The sequence below is a fragment of the Methylomonas sp. ZR1 genome (assembly GCF_013141865.1).
Lineage (GTDB): Bacteria > Pseudomonadota > Gammaproteobacteria > Methylococcales > Methylomonadaceae > Methylomonas.
Map to the genome: position 1 here is coordinate 3,936,525 of NZ_RCST01000001.1, position 20,099 is coordinate 3,956,623.

General features: G+C 54.5%; 18 protein-coding genes. 9 read left to right on the forward strand and 9 right to left on the reverse strand.

The features are described from left to right. Window positions 1-435 carry a hypothetical protein gene (locus DDY07_RS17855; protein ID WP_033158222.1) on the forward strand — a complete coding sequence of 145 codons (435 nt, stop codon included), beginning with the start codon at window positions 1-3 and terminating at the stop codon, window positions 433-435. A 394-nt stretch (window positions 436-829) separates the two neighbouring features. Continuing rightward, complete coding sequence (locus DDY07_RS17860) at window positions 830-1,534, forward strand: DUF2490 domain-containing protein (protein WP_171696864.1); 705 nt, start codon at window positions 830-832, stop codon at window positions 1,532-1,534. Window positions 1,535-1,643: 109 nt separating this feature from the next. On the opposite strand, the gene DDY07_RS17865 is transcribed toward DDY07_RS17860, so the two are convergent. Further along, window positions 1,644-1,949, reverse strand: coding sequence for a hypothetical protein (locus DDY07_RS17865; protein WP_171696865.1), 306 nt, complete (start codon window positions 1,947-1,949; stop codon window positions 1,644-1,646). A 347-nt stretch (window positions 1,950-2,296) separates the two neighbouring features. On the opposite strand from DDY07_RS17865, the gene DDY07_RS17870 reads away from it, so the two are divergent. From DDY07_RS17870 to DDY07_RS17880, 3 genes are all read left to right on the forward strand, one after another. Next, entirely contained in the window at window positions 2,297-2,932 is a 636-nt protein-coding gene (locus DDY07_RS17870) for a phosphatase PAP2 family protein (RefSeq protein ID WP_171696866.1), read from the forward strand. Window positions 2,933-2,935: 3 nt separating this feature from the next. Further along, window positions 2,936-3,322, forward strand: a complete 387-nt coding sequence (locus DDY07_RS17875) for a diacylglycerol kinase (RefSeq protein WP_171696867.1) — start codon at window positions 2,936-2,938, stop codon at window positions 3,320-3,322. Window positions 3,323-3,581: 259 nt separating this feature from the next. Then, a complete protein-coding gene (locus tag DDY07_RS17880; protein WP_171696868.1) occupies window positions 3,582-7,625 on the forward strand; it encodes a hypothetical protein in 4,044 nt (1,347 codons plus the stop codon). A gap of 143 nt (window positions 7,626-7,768) precedes the next feature. Here DDY07_RS17880 and DDY07_RS17885 read toward each other — a convergent pair whose 3' ends face one another. The 4 genes from DDY07_RS17885 to DDY07_RS17900 form a co-directional block, all read right to left on the reverse strand. After that, a complete protein-coding gene (locus DDY07_RS17885) occupies window positions 7,769-9,817 on the reverse strand; it encodes a serine/threonine protein kinase (RefSeq protein ID WP_171696869.1) in 2,049 nt (682 codons plus the stop codon). Further along, window positions 9,786-10,073 (reverse strand): SelT/SelW/SelH family protein, encoded by a 288-nt coding sequence (locus tag DDY07_RS17890; RefSeq protein WP_033158228.1) that lies wholly within the window; start codon window positions 10,071-10,073, stop codon window positions 9,786-9,788. Before DDY07_RS17890 ends, DDY07_RS17885 begins: the two co-directional genes overlap by 32 nt. Window positions 10,074-10,076: 3 nt before the next feature. Next, the gene (gene mpl, locus DDY07_RS17895; protein WP_171696870.1) at window positions 10,077-11,447 is read right to left on the reverse strand and encodes a UDP-N-acetylmuramate:L-alanyl-gamma-D-glutamyl-meso-diaminopimelate ligase; all 1,371 of its coding nucleotides are present in this window, start codon (window positions 11,445-11,447) and stop codon (window positions 10,077-10,079) included. A 62-nt stretch (window positions 11,448-11,509) separates the two neighbouring features. After that, window positions 11,510-12,031 (reverse strand): ankyrin repeat domain-containing protein, encoded by a 522-nt coding sequence (locus DDY07_RS17900; RefSeq protein ID WP_171696871.1) that lies wholly within the window; start codon window positions 12,029-12,031, stop codon window positions 11,510-11,512. Window positions 12,032-12,102: 71 nt separating this feature from the next. Here DDY07_RS17900 and apaG point away from each other — a divergent pair, with 71 nt between their 5' ends. The 3 genes from apaG (at window position 12,103) to DDY07_RS17915 (ending at window position 13,709) form a co-directional block, all read left to right on the forward strand. Next, window positions 12,103-12,480: a Co2+/Mg2+ efflux protein ApaG gene (apaG, locus tag DDY07_RS17905; protein WP_020484295.1), complete on the forward strand. Its 378-nt coding sequence runs from the start codon at window positions 12,103-12,105 to the stop codon at window positions 12,478-12,480. Further along, the gene (locus DDY07_RS17910) at window positions 12,480-13,313 is read left to right on the forward strand and encodes a symmetrical bis(5'-nucleosyl)-tetraphosphatase (protein WP_171696872.1); all 834 of its coding nucleotides are present in this window, start codon (window positions 12,480-12,482) and stop codon (window positions 13,311-13,313) included. Before apaG ends, DDY07_RS17910 begins: the two co-directional genes overlap by 1 nt. A gap of 75 nt (window positions 13,314-13,388) precedes the next feature. Continuing rightward, on the forward strand, window positions 13,389-13,709 hold the full coding sequence (locus tag DDY07_RS17915) for a periplasmic heavy metal sensor (RefSeq protein ID WP_171696873.1): 321 nt from the start codon (window positions 13,389-13,391) through the stop codon (window positions 13,707-13,709). A 60-nt stretch (window positions 13,710-13,769) separates the two neighbouring features. Here DDY07_RS17915 and speD read toward each other — a convergent pair whose 3' ends face one another. Both speD and DDY07_RS17925 read right to left on the reverse strand, forming a co-directional pair. Then, window positions 13,770-14,549: an adenosylmethionine decarboxylase gene (speD, locus tag DDY07_RS17920; protein ID WP_033158233.1), complete on the reverse strand. Its 780-nt coding sequence runs from the start codon at window positions 14,547-14,549 to the stop codon at window positions 13,770-13,772. Window positions 14,550-14,553: 4 nt separating this feature from the next. Further along, window positions 14,554-14,973: an OsmC family protein gene (locus DDY07_RS17925; protein WP_033158234.1), complete on the reverse strand. Its 420-nt coding sequence runs from the start codon at window positions 14,971-14,973 to the stop codon at window positions 14,554-14,556. A gap of 128 nt (window positions 14,974-15,101) precedes the next feature. Here DDY07_RS17925 and crp point away from each other — a divergent pair, with 128 nt between their 5' ends. After that, complete coding sequence (gene crp, locus DDY07_RS17930; RefSeq protein WP_033158235.1) at window positions 15,102-15,755, forward strand: cAMP-activated global transcriptional regulator CRP; 654 nt, start codon at window positions 15,102-15,104, stop codon at window positions 15,753-15,755. A gap of 19 nt (window positions 15,756-15,774) precedes the next feature. Here the strand turns inward: crp and DDY07_RS17935 are convergent, their stop codons facing one another. Together DDY07_RS17935 and DDY07_RS17940 are read right to left on the reverse strand one after the other, a co-directional pair. Next, on the reverse strand, window positions 15,775-18,837 hold the full coding sequence (locus tag DDY07_RS17935) for an efflux RND transporter permease subunit (RefSeq protein ID WP_171696874.1): 3,063 nt from the start codon (window positions 18,835-18,837) through the stop codon (window positions 15,775-15,777). Then, window positions 18,837-20,006 carry an efflux RND transporter periplasmic adaptor subunit gene (locus DDY07_RS17940; protein ID WP_253734531.1) on the reverse strand — a complete coding sequence of 390 codons (1,170 nt, stop codon included), beginning with the start codon at window positions 20,004-20,006 and terminating at the stop codon, window positions 18,837-18,839. Before DDY07_RS17940 ends, DDY07_RS17935 begins: the two co-directional genes overlap by 1 nt. Between the last annotated feature and the right edge of the window lie 93 nt (window positions 20,007-20,099).

The window sequence follows — 20,099 nt, forward strand, 5'->3', positions numbered from 1 at the left end:
ATGAATAAAAAGAAAATTATAATATTTGCCGTCTGTCTGGCAGGCCTGCTAGCCATTCAGATTAAGTTTTTCCTGCCGTTTATGTACGACATCGCCGCTTCCGATTTATTTTTGGTGGAAAGCAAGGACGCGGCTAACCCTATGTCCATTAGCACAGACATGACCGCTATGGCGTTCGCCCACTGCAACACCTACATCAAAAACGAAGCCGACGAAGATCAAAGCCTGTCATTTGCCAGCCAACCGACCAATGCCTGGACTCTCGGCAACTACGAATATATTGTCAATGCCGACGTGGAAATCAGCGGGAAAGACAGCCCCAACGTGATGCGTCACTACGCTTGCCGGATCCAATACGGCAAAGGCGACGACACCTCCGGAGCCAGCGATTTCGAAAATTGGTCTGTCGAAGGTGTAAGCGGATTGACCGACTAATCCGCATTCAGTTTGCTAGCGCATCCCCTCCGGCAACCGGAGGGTTTGTCTAAAACCGCTCTAAATCACGTCATCGTTTGATACTTTTTGCTGTTGCAGACTTCTTTGGCAAACAGCTTGTCTGCAATGTAATCCAGCCAAACCCCTCTTTCGGGTTTTCCCGCTGCTACAAAGCCGCATGGCGGCAAGCAGATGACTTACGCTCGACTCCCTGAATCAACAAACTTATAAACCTGAGCCACTGCGCAGCACGCAGAATACCTGCCCTGAGTAAGCACATTTATCAAGAATTGAGATAAGCTTATCGCCAGCAGATAAACCGTGCACCCGCACACGCAAAGCCGCGCTGACCGTGACGCCGTTCGTTTCAAATCAAGTTCTTCGGTACCAACACATGCAAAAAACTCACTTATCCCTGCTGTTCACCGGCCTTACGCTGACATCGTTCGCAGTTGAAGCCGGCCCCGTGCAAGACGATTTCAGCACCTGGATCAGCAATACCTATCAAACCGATTTCGGCGGCAGCCCCTACTTAGCTTTTCTGGAATTGGCACCGCGCACCAAAACCGACAATACCTTGTTTAATCAAATTATTGTCCGTCCGCTGCTCGGCTATAAGCTAACCAACAAATTGCAGCTCTGGCTAGGCTATACCTGGCAAGGCGAATACAACGAGCAAACCGACTTTGAAATGGCCACTAACGATGCGATGCAGCAGGTGCAGTGGATAGACAACTGGACGTCGCAATTGAATTTTCAGTACCGGTTTCGTCTCGAGCAACGCTTCTTTGCCCACGAAGGCGACGTCGGCCATCGCATGCGGCACCGCTTCCGTTTAGTCTATTCAATACCGGACAGCCAAGCTTATCTAATCGCGCTTGATGAGCTGTTTGTGTATTTCAATTCCATAGACGAGGGCCGGCTGGCGCGATCCGTGCAGACCGGTATCAACCAAAATCGCAGTTATGTCGGGGTGGGCTACAAAGTAACCAAAAATTTGAATGTCGATACCGGCTATCAATTGCAATACATCCATAACTACGGCTCGCCCGATGTTACCAATCACGTTTGGCTAACCAATATCAATGTCAATTTCTAAGCCAGAGAAATGCGGGGATTTTTTCGCTACCACCAGCGAGGCACTGAGACCAAGCTTTGGGCTGACTCTATATGCAGCCCGCCTGGGCTGCATATAGAATCCTCGGCTCTCAGCTAAAAAAGCTCAACCGGTTTTTCACTTCCACAGCAACCAAGGCATCGTAATGACGCCGCAATACCGAGTCCGTAGGACGCGGAAATAAAGTGGCTTCAATTTCGCTTTGCAGCTGTTCCAGAAAACTGGAGCTTGGTTCCGTGCTGTCAGTAGCGACAGACTGGCTGGTCGAAGTTGCTGGCGTTTGGCCTTTAGCGGAACGAAATAGTTTGCCGAAAAAGGAAAGTTCGCAACCCTGAGACGAGTATGCGCACGCAGCGACCAGGCCGGTCAGTATGAACAATACAATGGCTTCGAACATATCAACACCTCATGACTAATAAAGAATACCGGCCAAACCAGGTTGCAAAGTCAACCAGGCCGGTGCCGGCGACTCTTGCTTAGCAATTAGAATGCCACCACTAAAAACGCATAAGTCATTGTTAAATAATTAACAAATAATTTATCAGCACCTAAAACCCTGCCGTTTTCCCAACAATTTGTCGGTAATACGCCAAGGAGCATGACAGGCGAAGCGGCAAGCCGCGGTGTGGAAGTAGATGTTTCCGGCAAAAGCCGGAATCCATGGTAACAATGACGCTCTCTACTGCCCGGAAACAGCGAGATTCGACGGCCGGATTAGTGGTTGGCTAACGCGGAGGCAAAATAATGAAAATGTTAGGCTTGAAATATCTCCCGACGTTTGGATGTTGGTTAACGGCAATCGCACTGTTGGTTTTTATCGAGCGCGTCAGTGCGCACTGGTACCAATGGGATCGCTTTCTGCTGAGTACCGCGCACAGCATTAGAAGTATCTTGCTGGATCGTTTTTTTGCCGCCATCACCTGGACTGGTTCGCTGTTCATTCTGGCCCCGATAACCGCAGTGCTAAGCGGTGTTCTGGTGAGAAACAGCCGTATCAAAGAGGCAGGGCTGATGGTCTTGAGCCTAACGGGTGTTGCCCTGTTCAGTCGTCTCGCCAAGCTTTGGTTCGCTCGCCCGCGGCCCGACTTTTTCCCCGTTGTGGGTGAAATCCCCTTGGACGCCTCCTTCCCAAGTGCCCACACCGCGCAAATCGTTGCCTTTGCTACGGCCTTATGCTGGATGTGCAAACCCGAAAAACTGGGGCTTAACTTTTACGCTTTGACCGGGTTTACGCTATTGACGGTATCCCTGGTTGCCGTCTCACGAGTCTATCTGCAAGTTCATTTCCCCTCGGATGTACTAGCTGGCGCCTTACTGGGACTATTGTGGGTGCTGGGTTTAATTAATCTGCTGCAAAACGGCGGCATATTCATCAGGTGAGTCATGCGAAACAAGTTTCTTAATACCGGACAAAGCGGTTATCACCCTTTAAGAAAATTGAAGGTCTGTTTGTCAGGTCTGCGCTACGCGGTTGTTTATGATTTTAGTGTGGCCTATAAGGTCGTACTGTCCGTGTTGATTTTGGCCGTATGCTTTTATTTTCGCCAATGGGTGGATTTCATCTCGGTACTTACCGCCACCGGGCTGATGCTGATATGCGAAATGTTTAACACCACGATAGAGGCGCTCTGCGATTTCGTGGAAACTCGGCAAAATGAAAAAATCCGCGTCATCAAGGATATTGCCGCAGCCGCGACCGGCATCAGCATTCTGATTTGGGCAGTGATCATGCTCTCGGAGCTCAGCTACTTAGGGTCGTTAATCGCTTGATCCGCCGCTGATAAAGATTTCTCAGGCACCATCAGACAAATAGCTACAAGAGGCAGACGGCGCAGCGACTTAAAAGCAAAAACCGGAGATTGCTCAATTTCACCAGCTTTAGCCCGGCTGGGGATAAATCGCCCCCACGCTAGATAAGCATGACGAATGTTAAGATACATAAATCCCTTTATGCCCCTGGGTGCGGAGGGAGAGAGTTTTCTGTGATGTTTATCAAATCCCTTAAATGGGATGAGGGCGGGAGGATAATATGGGACGATTGGCTTTTATGCTGTGGCTATTGCTTGGGCTGGCACCGCTGCAAACGGCAATAGCGTTGGACATGCAAGACGTTCCGGAGCCGTTAAAACCCTGGGTCAACTGGGTATTGGCGGATGAAACTCAGTATCGTTGCCCGTTTATCTTCGACGATTTTCAACAAAAACACTGCGCCTGGCCGGGCGCTCTGCACCTGAATTTACAAGCTAAGCACGGCAGCTTCGTTGCCGAATGGACCGTGTATCGCCAGGATTGGATTAGCTTGCCGGGCGACACGCAACATTGGCCGCAGGCGGTCACCGTCAACAAACAAACCCAGCCGGTCGTAGAAAAAGACGGTAAGCCGGCCCTGCACTTGCCCGCCGGCCGCTACCAGATTAGCGGCGAATTTTTCTGGGAAAATTTGCCGGAGCAACTGGCATTACCCGAAGCCAGCGGCTTGATTCAGCTCAGCGTCAACGATAAGCCGGTCGCGTATCCACCCATCAAGCAAGGTGCCTTGTGGCTGAATACCGAGAACGCCGACACTGCCGACCGGGAGCAGGATAGGCTGGACCTGCAAGTATTCCGGCAGGTGCAGGACGAGGTGCCGCTGCAAGTCATTACCCGTCTGGATTTGGAAGTCTCCGGCAAGGCGCGGGAGATTGAGTTTCCTTATGCTTTACTGCCTAATTTTATCCCGGTGGCGTTGAATAGTCCGTTGCCGGCTCGTCTGGACGGAAACGGCCGGCTCTTGGTGCAAGTGCGGCCGGGACGCTGGAGCATAGACATTCATGCCCGCCATCCGCAAGCTTTGACGCAACTGGATTTGGCCGTAACTGACCAGAACTGGCCGGCGGACGAGTTGTGGGCGTTCCAGGCCGTGCCTGCCTTGCGTTTGGTGGAGATCGAGAATTTGACCGCGATAGACGGCAGCCAAACCAATCTGCCCGCCGAATGGCAGCATTTACCTACTTATCAACTCCAGCAAGGCGAGAGTATGAAGTTTAAGGTCATGCGCCGCGGCGACCCTGAGCCCGAACCGAATCAACTCAAGCTGCAGCGCACGCTGTGGCTGGACTTCGAGGGCGGCGGTTACACGGTCAGCGATAACATCACCGGTACGATGAGTCGCGACTGGCGTTTGAACGCGGTGCCCGAGCTGGGACTGGGCCAAGTGCAACTGGACGGTCAGAGCCAATTGATCACGCAACTGGCGGATGGCAACCAGGGCGTGGAAGTGCGCCGCGGTGCCATCCAGCTGAATGCCGACAGCCGGATCGAAGCCGATTTAAGTAGCTTGAGCGCCAGCGGCTGGCAACAGCGTTTTCAACAAGTACAGGCTGAATTGAATATCCCGCCGGGCTGGCGTCTGCTGGCGGTCAGCGGCGTGGATAATGTGCCGAATAGCTGGTTAAACCGCTGGACCTTGCTGGACTTGTTTTTGGTCTTGATCGCTGCATTGGCCGCGGGCCGACTCTGGTCGCCACAATGGGGCGCATTTGCCTTGCTCAGTTTGGCGCTGATTTGGCACGAAACCGATGCGCCGCGCTTGATTTGGCTGAATATGCTGGCGGTGTTGGCGTTGCTGCGGGTATTACCGGCGGGTAGCTTTTGGCAATGGTTGAAATGGTATCGCAACGCCAGCTGGCTGGCGCTGCTAATGCTGACGATTCCATTCATGATAGCGCAGATTCGTATCGGCATTTATCCGCAACTGGAACTGCCCCGGCAGCCTATTCAACGTTTGCATTCGATGGTGAGCGCCGCCGCACCAATGGCGATGCAAGTAGAACAAATGGCGGATTCGGCGATGGCGCCGGAGCCGGAACTTAGAGAACTTGCTAAAACGGAGTCCGAGTATTCCGCTAAACCCAAGATGTCGAGTGCTTATGGTGGCAGCGCTGCCAGTTTGCAGCGGATCGACCCGGACGCCAATCTGCAAACCGGTCCCGGTTTGCCGCATTGGGGCTGGCAGCGCGTGGAGTTAAGCTGGAACGGCGCGGTTGATAGCGACCAACAAATCCGGCTGTGGTATTTGTCGCCATTTATGCTGATGTTGCTGCATTTTGCCCATGCCCTGTTGGTGGCGGTGTTGGTGTTAAAAATGCTGGGAGCCATCGCCGCCAACTGGCGCTTGTCCCTGCCGACTTTGACCTGCCTGTTGCTGCTGCCGTTGTTGATGGCGCCCAGTGAAAAGGCCTATGCCGATCTGCCCGACGCGCCAATGCTGGAGCAACTGAAAGCCCGCCTGCTGCAAGCACCGCAATGCCTGCCCAACTGCGCGCAGATCGCCGACATGCAATTAATGGTAAAGCCGGAGATGTTGCGCATCGAACTGCAATTGCACGCTCAGCAAGATTTGGCAGTACCGTTGCCGGCCCAGCTTGAGCAATGGTTTCCGGAGCAGGTCAGCGTCGATGGCGGCGAGGCGCAAGCCTTGATCAGACAGGATGACGGCAGCTTGTGGCTGGCTGTGTCGCCTGGAGTACACAAAGTGACGATGCAGGGCCGCTATACCGCGCAGGATAAATTTAGTTTGCCGCTGCCATTGCCGCCGCAACACGCCGGTGTTACCGCCGACGGCTGGCGGGTGGATGGTTTATACGAGGACGGCAAGGTGGGTCCACAACTGGAGTTCAGCCGATTGCAACCCGATAGTGGACCGAAAAATAAACTACAACAAACTGCCTTGCCGGCATTCGTGCGGGTGGAAAGAACCCTGCATTTGGGCTTGGACTGGCGGGTGACCACCCGCGTCGAGCAATTGGCCGGCGCACTCAGTCCGGTGTTACTGGAGCTACCGTTGTTGCCGGGCGAAGCGGTCACCAGTCCGCAAGTGCGAATCAAGGACGGTAAAGTATTAGTCAACATGGCGGCCGGCCAGGCGACTATGGAATGGGAGTCCGCATTGGCTAAAACCGAGCAATTGTTATTGCAGGCCGCCGATACGCCGGAATGGCACGAGGTTTGGCGTGCCGATGTTAGTCCAATCTGGCATTTGCAGGCTGACGGTATTGCGGTGGTGCATCATCAGGATAGTCAAGGACAATGGCTACCGGAGTGGCGGCCTTGGCCGGGCGAGCGGGTCAATCTAACTATCAGCCGTCCGCAAGCGGTGGCAGGGGCGACCTTGACCATCGATAGAAGTGAGCTCATGGTCAAACCTGGGCAGCGTAGTGAAACGGTGGAATTGACCTTGAGCATCCGTAGTTCCAAAGGTGGACAACACCCCGTGAAACTGCCGGAGCAGGCGGAACTGCAAAGTGTGACGATAGACGGCGTGAGTCAGCCGATTCGTCAGCAAGGTGCTGTGGTGAGTTTGCCGATACATCCCGGCACTCAGCAAATTGTGTTGAATTGGCAGACAGCGCAAGAACCCGGTTTGCTGTTACGCACGCCGCTGGTTGATCTCGGCGTTGCCAGCGTGAACAGTCGTATTCAGTTGCTGATGCCGCAAGAGCGTTGGTTATTGTGGACCTTTGGGCCGAAGTTCGGGCCGGCCGCGTTGATCTGGGGCTTATTGATAGTGCTGGCCGTATTGGCGCTGGGCTTGGGTAAGCTGAGTATCACGCCGCTAAAGCATTGGCAGTGGTTTTTGTTGCTGATCGGCTTGAGCCAGTTGCATATTACCGCTGCATTTTTGGTGGTGGGCTGGTTGTTTGCTCTGGGTTTCCGCGCCGAGCATGCACCGGAACGGCCGCGCTGGTTCAATTTGGCGCAAATCTGTTTGGCCGGTTTGACGCTGCTGTCCTTGTTGCTGATAGCAATAGCGGTCGAGCAAGGTTTGTTGGGTAATCCGGATATGCAAATTGCCGGGAATCAATCGTCTGCGACCTTGCTAAATTGGTATCAGGATCGCAATGGTCCGCAGTTGGCCATTGCCACGGTAGTCAGCCTGCCTTTACTGGCCTACCGGATTTTGATGCTGGCTTGGTCGTTGTGGATGGCCGCAGCCTTGTTGAATTGGCTGCGCTGGGGCTGGAACTGTTTTATCGGTGGTGGGCTTTGGAAAAAATCACAGCCTCAAGTGGCCGTGCCGAAATCAGAAGCTTGACATAGCAGATACCCCCGGCACAGCCGGGGGCTTTATTACGCGCAATGACCCTCAAAGCTTTCTCTAACCGGCTACGTTTCAACGCAATGCTTTCGCCACGCCTTGTATAAGTTCCAAGGGCGAGACTGTGCAATACAGCCGCGTCACCAAGCTTCTAAAACCACCACTTTCCAGCCCCGATTCTCCGCCGGCCTTAAACTTACCCAGGCGGCGATCTGCCTTGAGGGCGCGGATTGACCCGCTGATTGGCTTTGGTAATAGCCCACGCCGGCGTCTTGATCGGCGATTTCAGCCGCGAGCTGGCGCAGTTCCGGTATCTGATTGAAGCGCTCCTCACGGAACAAATTAAGGCCAATCTCCTGCGGATCGCTATCGTAAAGCAGCAGGCCATCATCTTGCACGACCCACACTGTGCGTTTTTGGGTCTGAGTATCCTCGGCCAGCAAACCACCCAGAAAATCGACCGGTTTGATGCGCATGGAAATAAAGCCCGGGATGGTTTTACCCTGTTTGATCGGCACCACCATCGTGACGGCGGGAAAGCCTTCCGGGGCTTGATAAATCCGGCTCAGAATCGGCACTCCCCGCTCCAAAACCATCCGGTTGTGCTCAAGTTGCGAGGTATCGGCACCCAGCGCTTGGCGATATTTGGCCGGCGCCACCGCAACGATAGTGCCGGGCGCACGGGTGGTAGCGAAACTTTCACCGCGCGGATAACGTTGCAGCAAGCTCTCCAGTAAGCCGCTGGATGCGGCTAAATCGGCGTTGCCGTGTAAGGACTCGGCGGTTTGCTGCATGCCCATGCGCATTTCGTTCAGGTTGCCCAAGATGCGGTCCGCGATCTGATTGGCAGCCGTCAGGTTCTGATTGGAAATACGGGTGACATCGGCTAGCGCACGCTCCACCTGCTGCTTTTCCTGCTTGACGAGTTCGCCTTCAGCCACCGCCAAGTCTCGGGCTTTATGCGCCTCCACGCCAAATTTGAAGGCCAGCCCGGCGCCGATCAAAATCGCCAGTAATACCGCCAGACTAGCCGCCAGCACGACTTTGTTACGGGCGATGAAGCGGCGTAGCAGTTCGCCACGCGAATAGGCATAGGCACTCACCAAGCGGCCGTCGCGATAGGCCCGCAATTCGTCGGCTAACGCAGCCGCATTCGGAAACCGTAAGGTTTTGTCCTTGGATAAGGCCTTGTCGCAGATGGCGATCAATTCCGGCGGCATGGGCAGCTTCGGATCCCGCGCCGAGGGCATGGGCGCCAGCGAACTGAGTTGCGCCAATATTTCATCAGCGCTACCGCTTAGCGGCGGATGGCCGGCCAATAAATAATAGAGAATACAGCCAAGCGCGAACACATCGGAGCGCGTATCTACCGCACCGAAATCGGGATTGGCTTGTTCCGGCGCCATATAGGCCGGGGTGCCGAGAATGTCGCCGATCCGGGTCAAATCCGCATCGTCGGCAGCCTGAGTGGATGCAGCATGCAGCAGCGGCGCCAGATCGGCTTCGTTTTCCACCTTGGCCAAGCCCCAGTCCAACACAATGGTTTCACCGAACGGGCCCAGCACGATATTGCCGGGTTTGATGTCGCGATGAATCACGCCTTTGGAGTGGGCGTACGCCACCGCTTCGCAAACGTCGATCAGTCTGTCCAGCAAACTCAGGCGCCGCGACAAGGCATGCTCGGCCAACACCTCGTCATTACAGGCTTTTAGGGCTTTGGCCAGTGTATCGCCACGCACCAAGCGCATCACATAGTAGGGCGCGCCGCTTTGCTTCGTTCCCAGATCGTAAACCGGCACAATCCCCGGATGCTCCAGGCGACCGGTGATGCGAGCTTCGCGCAGAAAACGTGCGCTCAGCTCGATATCATCATTCGCTGCCTGATCCAGTAATTCCTTGATCGCCACTTCGCGGCCGATGCGCTCGTCAAAACCCAGCAACACCTGACCGCCGCCGCCCACGCCCACGGCGCCGCGCAAGGAATAATCATCGTTGAATTTACCGTCCTGCTCCGAACTGCCGTTCAACACCTGTGGGTAGGGGCGAGGCTTGATCCGGGTCAGATCGTCGTCTTTGGGTTTGATGAGGGTAGCGTCGTCGTCTTCCGGGAGCATCATCTCAGACAGCTTAGCCTTGTTTAGTCTTTGCGCAGCCTGATCAAGACTGCGGCGCGGGCTTGCGGTCGGCATGCCCCAGATCCCGCTCGGGGGCAATTTGGTCGCGCACCAATTGCTTTAACTCGGTAATCTCCGGAAACCGGCCTTGCTGCTTGCGAGACCAAACTAATTCGCCGTTGGCGCGCACCTCGAAAATACCGCCGGTATCCGGCTGCAGCACCAGCTCGTCCAGTTCCTGTTCAAAAGTGCTTAACAATTCTTGCGCCATCCATGCAGCGCGCAGCAACCAGCGACATTGCGTGCAGTAGCGGATTTCGACGCGGTTCATGGCTTACAACTCGTCCCGCAGGCGTTTGTATATGCCACCGAAACTGCCGTTACTCATCAGCAACACATGGCAAACGCCGCCGGCTTGGGCTTTGATGGTGGAAATGATGCTTTCCAGGTCATTGTAAATCTCGATATTGCCGGCGTATTTCAGCAGCTGGCTTAAGTCCCAACCCAGGTTGTCGGGCTGATAAACGATGGCCCGGTCGGCTTGGCCCAACGATTCTGCGAGCGATTGCGTATGCACGCCCAGCCGCATCGTGTTGGAGCGCGGCTCGACGATGGCCAGGATTTTTTCGTTACCGACTTGTTGGCGCAAGCCGTCCAGCGTGGTTTTTATCGCTGTCGGATGGTGGGCAAAGTCGTCGTAAACGGTAACACCAGCACTTTTGACGATGACTTCCATGCGCCGTTTCACATTTTGAAACTGCTGCAAAGCCGCTATCGCATCTTTTGCCAGAATGCCGATATGCCGGGCGGCGGCGATGGCAGACAAGGCGTTGTAGACGCTATGGCGACCGGTCAAAGTCCACTCGACTACTCTTTGCTCTTCACCGGCAAAACTGACGCTGAAGCGACTGCCGTCAGCTTTTAACAAGTGCGCTTGCCAATCGCCCTCACCGTCGATCGCAGTTTTCACAACTGGCGTCCAGCAGCCTGTTTCCAGCACTTCGGTAACATGTTGTTCGCAAGCCGGCGCGATGATCAGACCTTCGCTGGGTATGGTGCGCACCAGATGGTGAAACTGTTTTTTAATGGCGTCCAGGTTTTCGAAGATGTCGGCGTGATCGTATTCCAGGTTGTTCAAAATCGCGGTGCGTGGCCGGTAATGGACGAATTTGGAGCGTTTGTCGAAAAAGGCGCAGTCGTATTCGTCGGCTTCGATCACGAAAAAATCCGACTCGCCCAAGCGCGCGGAGATGCCGAAATTCAACGGAATGCCGCCGATCAGAAAACCCGGTTTGAAACCGTTGTATTCCAGCACCCAAGCCAACATGCTGCTGGTGGTGGTCTTGCCGTGCGTACCGGCCACCGCCAATACCCATTTATGTTGTAACACATGTTCCGCCAACCATTGCGGACCGGAGATATAGGGCAAGCCTAAGTTCAATACCGCTTCCACTTCCGGATTACCGCGTGACATGGCGTTGCCGACCACAACCAGATCGGGTTTAACGTCCAAATTTTCGGCCTTGTAGCCGTTCATCAGCCGAATACCTTGCTCTTCCAGTTGCGTGCTCATCGGCGGGTAGACGTTTTGATCGGAGCCGCTGACGGTATAACCCAATTCGCGGGCGATCAAGGCCAAGCCGCCCATGAAGGTACCGCAAATGCCGAGGATGTGGATGTGTAGTGGCTTTTGTAATTCTGTCATTCTGATAATTTTAGCGGGTTTAATGAGATTCAAATCCGGAATTGGATCGTCAGCGAATTGGATCATTTTTTGGGTTCTTCCGGCTTTTTTTCTTCCTCGGCTTTGGGTTCGCCTTCGATTTTTTCTTCGACTTTGGCTTCCGAACCTTTGGCGCCAGCCGCTTCTAACTGCTTTACGATGTTTTCCCGGCCAAGCTTTTTGGCTTTATCGAGTATTTTCACGCTCTGGCTGTCCGCCGCGTTGACGTTGGCACCGGCCGCGATTAACACGCCAACGATGTCGGCATTGCCAAACATCACGGCATCCGTTAATGCGGTGGAACCCAGTTTATCCGCCAAATTGACGTCGGCGCCATAAGCCAGCAGCGCCTTGACAATCCGTAAATTGCCGTTAAAACTGGCTGCCATCAGCGCAGTACGGTCGGTCTCCAGTTTGCCATTGACGTCCAAGCCTTGCGCCAATAGCGCCTCGACGCGATCCAGCTTGCCGGTGGCTGCGGCAGCAAACAAATCTTTAGTATCTTCGGCAAGCGCCTGCAGGGACCAGGCGATTAGCCCGGCGCTTAGAAATCTGCGGATATTCATCGGATTGCTTGCTTGCGTTTGGGTATGAGTTGGGTTGAAATAAGGCAAATACTGATTTACATCATCTATCAATGAGCGAAAAAAACAAAGTTTTAGTTGAAGCCCAACCCTATTATATCGAGGCCCAATCGTCCCCCGAACAGAACCGCTATGTGTTCGCCTATACCATCACCATCACCAACGTCGGTTCCACACCGGCCAAATTGCTGACTCGCCACTGGCTGATCACCGATGCCAACGGCAAGGTGCAGGAAGTCAACGGCGACGGTGTGGTGGGAGAAAACCCGCATCTTAGCCCTGGCGACTCATTCCGCTATACCAGCGCGGCGATGATAGAAACTCCGGTCGGGGTGATGCAAGGTAAGTATCAAATGCAATCGGACGCCGGCGAAAATTTTAACGCAGCCATTCCCAAATTCACTTTATCGATACCTAGAACGCTGCACTAATGGCGATTTATGCAATTGGTGACATTCAAGGCTGTTACGACGAGTTCCGTCGTTTGCTGGACCATATAAGCTTCGATCCGAATCAGGATCAACTCTGGCTGGCCGGCGACTTGGTGAACCGCGGCCCAAAATCCTTGGAAACGCTACGCTTTGTGAAAGGCTTGGGTTCTGCGGCCGTTACCGTACTGGGCAATCACGATCTGCACTTGATTGCGACCGTGGTGTCGCTGGGCAAGGCCGGTAAAAAAGACACGCTGAGCGACGTTTTAAGGGCCGAGGATTGCGAAGAGCTGATAACCTGGCTACGCCATCAAAAGCTGTTCCATCACAATGATAATTTTTGCATGCTGCATGCCGGTTTGCCACCGCAGTGGGATTTTGAAACCACATTGCGCATGGCGCGTGAAACCGAGCAAGCCATGCAAAGCCCGGATCACGAACGCTTTTTCCGCTCCATGTATGGCAACAAGCCCGTAGTCTGGCGCGACGATTTACTGAAAACCGAAAAGCTGCGCTTTGCGATCAATTGTTTCAGCCGGCTGCGCTATTGCACCCTGGACGGCGTGATGGATTTTGGGCCCAAAGGCGCTCCCGGCAGCCAGCCCGACCACTTAATGCCCTGGTTTGAAGTGCCGGGCCGCAAAAGTATCGATATGCGCATCATCTTCGGCCATTGGTCCACGCTGGGCTATTTCGCCGGCTATAACTGTTACTCAATAGACACCGGCTGCTTGTGGGGCGGACAATTGACGGCGCTGGAACTGTCAGAACAACCCAGACGTTTCAGCATCGACTGCGCGCCCGTGCAAAACCCCAAGGCTTTTTCAGAATAGTGAACTTTTGCCGGCGTTCCGGCATCAGCTCCCTCGCACACCAAGCACCACATCAATTTAACTCGAGATTAGACCATGCGAAAAAACCTGTTCGTCGCCATCATCCTGGCCTTGCCATTAACCGCCTTCGCTTACCCTAGTGAAAACGACTATGGCCAACCGGTGGACCACAAGCTAGAACATTTGAATAAACTGCTGCAACTCAGCCCTGAGCAAAAAACCAAACTGGAAGCGATTTTTAAAGAACAGCACGAAAAATTCCGCGCCATCCACGAAGAGTCGCACAGCCGAATGAAAGAAGTATTAAGCCCGGAACAAATGCAAAAAATGGACGACTTGCGCAAACAACATCAAGAACAAATGCGCGAGCAAGCCCCTCGTAAACCGGCCCCATAAACAAAACAGCCTCGGCGGTCGCTTGTACCGCCGAGGCTGTTACCGGGAATAAGAAATTCTTTAAGAAAAATTTCGGCCGTAAAAAATCTCGGCCATTTCTTCCTGCAGCATGCCTTGGATTTCTTCCTGATCCTCGTCGCTGAAATTACTTTCTTTCTCGAACAAGTAATTTTCCAGTTCGGTTTCTTTCAACATCATCTTGGTGTGGAAGATGTTTTCCTGATACACATTGACGTCGATCATCTGGTACAGCTCTTTCGTGCTTTCCGCGATGTAATTCTGGATGGAATTGATTTTATGATCAATGTAATGTTTTTGCCCGGATACATCGCGGGTAAAGCCACGCACGCGGTAGTCCATGATGACGATGTCGGACTCGAAACTGTGAATCAAATAATTCAAGGCTTTCAGCGGGGAAATTTGCCCACAAGTTGACACGTCGATGTCGGCCCGAAACGTACAAATATCGGTATCCGGATGGCTTTCCGGATAAGTGTGTACGGTGATGTGGCTTTTATCCAAATGCGCCAAAACCGTTTCCGGCAACGGGCCGGGTGACTCGGAATTCATGCCGGCCGGAATAACCGCACCTTCGGAAATCAGCATCGTCACACTGGCACCCTGTGGATCGTAATCCTGATGGGCGATATTCAAAATTTGCGCGCCAATGATGTTGGCTACGTCTTTTAAAATCTGCGTCAAACGCTTGGCGTTATAGGCTTCGTCGATATATTCGATGTAGGCTTTTTCCTGCTCTTTGGGTGCATAGCAAACGTCGTAAATATTAAAACTCAACGATTTGGTCAGGTTATTAAACCCGTGTAACTGTAATTTGCTCAACCGATCAACCCTCTATAACTTCAAAATCATGACTTATTTCCACGCCCGCTTTGCCCAACATAATGGAAGCCGAGCAATATTTTTCGGCGGATAACTTCACCGCCCGTTCCACTGCGGCAACCGGCAGATTTTTACCCGTCACCTTGAAGTGCAAATGAATTTTGCTGAATACGGCCGGTACTGTGTCCACCCGTTCCGCAGTCAGTTCGGCAGTGCAATGTACGATCTCGTGGCGGCCTTTTTGCAGAATATCCACGACGTCGAACGACGAACAGCCGCCCACGCCCAACAACAGCATTTCCATGGGGCGTACCCCGAGATTACGGCCGCCGTGATCCGGCGGACCGTCCATCACAACCGTGTGCCCGCTGCCGGATTCGCCGACGAATAATCTGCCGTCGACCCATTTAATCGTTGCCTGCATGTTAAACCCCAACCAAATTCAAAATTGTCGCGAATTTTACAACGAACCCGTCAAATGTCTTGATTTTTTTGTAAAACTACTGCACCTTGATAGGGTAACCAATCTAGTTCACAGAATTATTACAAATTATGAGCTTTGTTAAACAAAACAAGATTTCACCCTCTGCCCTGGATGCCTTTTTACGCTTCTGCCATGTTAGAAGCTATCCGGCCAAAATCACCATAGTCCGCCCCGGCGATATAGGCGACAAGCTGTTGTTTGTGGTCGACGGCTCGGTCAGCGTCAGCGTCGAGGACGAGGAAGGCCGCGAGTTGATTTTGGCGTATTTGAACAAACACGATTTCGTCGGCGAGATCGGGGTGTTCAAAAACGCCGAAACGCGGAGCGTACTGGTGAAAACCCGCACCAAATGCCAAATGGCGGAAATCGGTTATGAACGCTTCAAAATGCTGTTAAACGCCGAGTTGCGCGATCAGGCGGTGGAGATTTTGACGGTACTCGGCGAACAGCTCTCGACCCGTTTGTTGATCACCAGCCGCAAATACCGCGATCTGGCGTTTATGGACGTGGAAGGCCGTATCGCCCGCACCCTGTTGGATTTGGCCAAGGAGCCGGACGCAATTACCCATCCGGACGGCATGCAGTTACATATCACCCGCCAGGAAATCGGCCGCATCGTCGGTTGTTCCCGCGAGATGGCAGGGCGCGTATTGAAAGAGCTGGAAGACAAGGGCTTGATCACCGCACACGGTAAAACCATCGTGGTATTCGGCACACGTTAACGCCGCGTGAAGGGCGAATTCATTCGCCCTTTGAGACACTACCGAAAAACGGCTTTACCAAACTTTGCCGAGCACCATCGACATAGGTAAACACCACCGGCACCACCAGCAGACTTAACAAAGTAGAGCTAATCAAGCCGCCAATCACCGCCACCGCCATCGGCTGGCGAAAACTGGCGTCCGCCCCCCATCCCAACGCAATAGGCAACATACCGGCAATCATGGCCACCGTCGTCATGACTATAGGCCGGGCGCGTTTATGGCAGGCATCCAGCAAGGCCTCGTGCCGACTCAGACCATGTTCTCGCATCGCCAGCAACGCATATTCCACCAGCAGGATCGAGTTTTTGGTGACGATGCCCATCAGCATGATCAAGCCTATCATCGACGGAATATTCAACTCGCCGCCGGTCAGCAACAGTGCGACAAACGCGCCGCCCATCGACAACGGTATCGCCGACAGGATGGTCAAGGGTTGAAAGAAATCCTTAAATAACAACACCAATACGCAAAACACGCACAGCAATCCGGTCAGCATCGCCATACCAAAACTGCTGGCCAATTCGGCCATGATTTCGGCGTCGCCGGTACGAATCAATTTAACGCTGGACGGCATATTAACCACTGCCGGCAAAGTTTTGGCGGCGGCCAGCGCCTCACCCAGGGACATGCCGCCCAGTTCGGCGTTGACCGTGACATAGCGGCGACGGTCATACCTGTCCACCTGCGCCGAACCGCTGGCTAACGATAGCTCGGCCACACTAGACAGCGGTACCAACCTATCCCCCGCCCTAACTCTTAGATTGGCTAAGACCTGCAAATTCTGCCGTGCGGCATCGGCTATCCTTACCCGAATCGCCAGTTGGCGGTTATCCAGATTCAGCTTGGCCAATTGGGCATCAAAATCACCAGTGGTGGCAATGCGCACCGTTTCGCCGATCAGTTCGGCTGTCACGCCTAATTCGGCAGCGCGCTGCCAGTCCGGCCGAATCGCAATCTCCGGCCGTTCCAGGCTGGCCGTGGAGCTGATGCTGCTCAAGCTACCCATATTACGCAAATCGCGCTCTAAGGCCTGCGCGCTGGCCTTTAAGGCCGCCGCATTATCGCTAGACAGTATCAAAGACATCTTCTCGCCCGGCCCCCCGATGCCAATGGAGAAGCGGGCGCCCGGCACTTCGCGCAATACTGCCCGCACCGCCTGTTCAATCTGCGTTTGATGCGGCCGCTGCCCGCGCTCGCTCAAAGTTAAGGTCAGCGCGCCCTTACGTTGTTCGCCCGGTCTGGTCACGCCGCCACCGACTATTTGACTGCTACCGACCGCGGTAAAAATGTGTTCGACACCTGCCAGCGGTTGCAGAACCGCTCGCGCCGCTTCGGCGACTCGACCGGCATCGTTTATCGAACTACCCGGCGGCAACTCGAATTGCACCGTGGTGTAACCACGATCAGCGGGCGGCACGAATCCCGCCGGGATCAAGGGCAGCAATAAGCAAGCACCCATAAAAAACAGCGTGGAGAGCAGCATCGTCGCCTGGCGATGACGTAGCGTCCACTGCACGGTTTTCAGGTAAATGGGCATTAATCTGCCATCGACGCTGGCCGGGTGATGACCTTCTGTGAGTAAATAAGCCGCCAGCATCGGCGTCAGCAGGCGCGCCACCAACAAGGATGCCAGCACCGCCACCACGGCGGTCCAACCGAACTGCCGAAAAAACAATCCCGACACCCCGCTCATCAGGGCAGTAGGCATAAACACCACCACCAGCGTTAAGGTGGTGGCGATGACCGCCAGTGCGATTTCGTCGACCGCCTCGGCGGCGGCCTGACGGATGCCCTTGCCCATCCGCACATGCCGGGCGATGTTTTCGATTTCCACAATCGCATCGTCCACCAATATCCCGACCACGATAGCCAAGGCCAGCATGGTCAGCATGTTCATGGAAAACCCCAACCAATGCATCACCGCGAACGTCGGCAAAATCGACAAAGGCAGGGCCGACGCCGACACCAAAGTTGCCCGCCAATCGCGCAAGAACCACCACACCACCAAGACCGCCAACAGCGCGCCTTCGTAGAGCATCATCATCGAGCCTTCATACTGCTCTTGCGAATACGCCACCGAACCGGAAATCAGGGTAAAACTCGAGGAAGGATCGGCTTCCCGCATCCGCGCCAAGGCCTGCTCCACATCATTGGCGATGCGGGTTTCGTCAAAACCCTTGGCCCTGTAGATGTTGAAACCGATCAACGGCTTGCCGTCCAAGGCTGCCAATTGCGTACGCTCGGCAACGGTGTCGCGGACCGTGGCGATTTGCTCCAAGCGCACCTCGCCGCCGTTGGCTATAGGCACCGGCAAGGCCGCCAGTTCGCTGGCCTGCCGCACCGTGGCCAGTGTGCGCACCGATTGCTCCGCCAAGCCCACATTACCCCGGCCGCCGGAAGACTCCTGCTGCGCCTGTTTCAAGGCTCGCGACACATCGGTCGCGGTGACGCCCAGCGAAGCCAAGCGCACCGGATCGACTTCCAGTTGTATTTCCCGCTGCACTCCGCCCAGGCGTTCGAAACGGCCGACGCCGGCCACGCCCAACATGACCTTGCTGACGTTATCATCCACCTGCCAGGATAAGGCTTCCTCGTCCAGTTTGGTCGAGGCAATCGCATAGGTCAAAATCGGCGCGCCACCCACGGTCACCGCACTGATACTAGGTTGCAGCACACTGCTAGGCAAATCCGAGCGCACCCTGTCCACCGCATCCTTGGTTTCTATCAAGGCATCGGAAAGCTTTTTTTCCAGAATAAATTCGACATTGATTTGCACCAAACCATCGGTAATCGAGGTGCGGATATGCTTCAACCCGGACAGCGTGGCAATCGAATCCTCGACTTTGCGCGCCACTTCGGTTTCAAGTTGTGCCGGCGCCGCGCCCGGTTGATTAAGTTTGACAATGACGCTGGGTAAATCCAGATCCGGCAAGCTCTGTATCGACAACTGCTGCAAGCCGCGTAGTCCGGCCAATGACAGCAAGATAAACAGTAAAATCGATGGAATGGGGCTGCGAATCGACCAAGAGGCAAAACTCATTAATCAATCCTCGTCGGCGCGATGTGCACGAGATCACCATCATTGAGAAAGCCGGCCCCCTCCAATACCACGCGCTCTGCTTCGCTCAAACCGTGGACGATTTCAATGTCCACGCCGTATCGACGGCCGATTTCGACCGCCTGCAAACTTACCAGCGAGGTATCGGCATCGCTGAGTAGCGTCAGCACATAGTTGCGGCCATCGCGGATCACCACGCTGGCGGCCGGCACCACCAATGCCGGACGCTGACTTAACTCGATCCGACCATTGGCATACATGCCGGCCCGCGCCTGACTGCCCGGCAGGATGTCGGCGTACACGACGCCCAATCGCGACTGCTCGTCCAAGGCCGGCGCCAGTTGCCGCACCCTAGCTTGGGCAACGCTGCCGTCCGGCAGGCTCAGTTGAATCGCTTGCCCCGCCTGAATTTGCGCGATTTGCCCGGCGGTCAATTCACCGCGCCATTCCAGGCGATTTTGCCGAATTAATCGAAACAACTCCTGCCCGCTGCCGGCCACCGCGCCCAGGGTTGCCATTCGCGCGCTAATCGCGCCGTCGTCAGGCGCCCGCACCTCGGCATAGCTTAGTTGCAACTGTTTAGCAGCCAACTGGGCCTTGATCGCATCGACCTGAATGCGGGAGGTTTCCGCTTCGGTTTCGTACCGCAACAACTCCTGTTGACTCAGCGTCGCTGCGTTTTTGAGTTTCAGCACCCGCTGTTTGTTGGTTTCGGCTTGCGCGGCAGTGGCCCGCGCCTGGGCCAGATTGGCCTGCAATTGCGCCAGATCGGCGCGCAGCATATCAGCGTCGAAACGCGCCAATAGCTGACCGCGCTTGACCTGATCGCCGACATTGACATTGACTTCGATTAACCTTAATCCGGATTGCTGGGCGCCGATGACGGCTTCTTGCCAGGCCGTAATCGCCCCCGACGCTTCCAGGGTGGTTGGCCACTGCCGCCATTGCGGCACTGCCCGCGTCACCGTCAGCGCCGGCACCGTTTTTCCCGGCGCGGCAGCGCCTGGACTTTCCCGGTTTAACAACCAAACTATTAGCACCGCACAGCATGCTAGTACGGTAAAAATCCCGATAAGCAATGAACCGCGTGCCAATCCACGCTGGGAATAAAGGGTATAAAAGCTTATACGGCGGGCTAGGTGTGTCATCATGACGAAAAATCTCGGCAAACATTACTCAGCTCCAAGTCTATACGACAATTTAAAACTGAACCATCGGGTCTAGAATAAGCCAAATAGCGGCCT

Bases quoted from the DNA above. Each gene is read 5' to 3' on its own strand.
- DDY07_RS17885 (WP_171696869.1), bottom strand. From the start codon at position 9,817: ATGCCGACCGCAAGCCCGCGCCGCAGTCTTGATCAGGCTGCGCAAAGA.
- mpl (WP_171696870.1), bottom strand. From the start codon at position 11,447: ATGACAGAATTACAAAAGCCACTACACATCCACATCCTCGGCATTTGC.
- DDY07_RS17880 (WP_171696868.1), top strand. From the start codon at position 3,582: ATGGGACGATTGGCTTTTATGCTGTGGCTATTGCTTGGGCTGGCACCG.
- crp (WP_033158235.1), top strand. From the start codon at position 15,102: ATGAGCTTTGTTAAACAAAACAAGATTTCACCCTCTGCCCTGGATGCC.
- DDY07_RS17935 (WP_171696874.1), bottom strand. From the start codon at position 18,837: ATGAGTTTTGCCTCTTGGTCGATTCGCAGCCCCATTCCATCGATTTTA.
- DDY07_RS17900 (WP_171696871.1), bottom strand. From the start codon at position 12,031: ATGAATATCCGCAGATTTCTAAGCGCCGGGCTAATCGCCTGGTCCCTG.
- DDY07_RS17925 (WP_033158234.1), bottom strand. From the start codon at position 14,973: ATGCAGGCAACGATTAAATGGGTCGACGGCAGATTATTCGTCGGCGAA.
- DDY07_RS17910 (WP_171696872.1), top strand. From the start codon at position 12,480: ATGGCGATTTATGCAATTGGTGACATTCAAGGCTGTTACGACGAGTTC.
- DDY07_RS17915 (WP_171696873.1), top strand. From the start codon at position 13,389: ATGCGAAAAAACCTGTTCGTCGCCATCATCCTGGCCTTGCCATTAACC.
- DDY07_RS17855 (WP_033158222.1), top strand. From the start codon at position 1: ATGAATAAAAAGAAAATTATAATATTTGCCGTCTGTCTGGCAGGCCTG.
- DDY07_RS17890 (WP_033158228.1), bottom strand. From the start codon at position 10,073: ATGAACCGCGTCGAAATCCGCTACTGCACGCAATGTCGCTGGTTGCTG.
- DDY07_RS17870 (WP_171696866.1), top strand. From the start codon at position 2,297: ATGAAAATGTTAGGCTTGAAATATCTCCCGACGTTTGGATGTTGGTTA.
- DDY07_RS17860 (WP_171696864.1), top strand. From the start codon at position 830: ATGCAAAAAACTCACTTATCCCTGCTGTTCACCGGCCTTACGCTGACA.
- DDY07_RS17865 (WP_171696865.1), bottom strand. From the start codon at position 1,949: ATGTTCGAAGCCATTGTATTGTTCATACTGACCGGCCTGGTCGCTGCG.
- DDY07_RS17875 (WP_171696867.1), top strand. From the start codon at position 2,936: ATGCGAAACAAGTTTCTTAATACCGGACAAAGCGGTTATCACCCTTTA.
- DDY07_RS17940 (WP_253734531.1), bottom strand. From the start codon at position 20,006: ATGATGACACACCTAGCCCGCCGTATAAGCTTTTATACCCTTTATTCC.
- apaG (WP_020484295.1), top strand. From the start codon at position 12,103: ATGAGCGAAAAAAACAAAGTTTTAGTTGAAGCCCAACCCTATTATATC.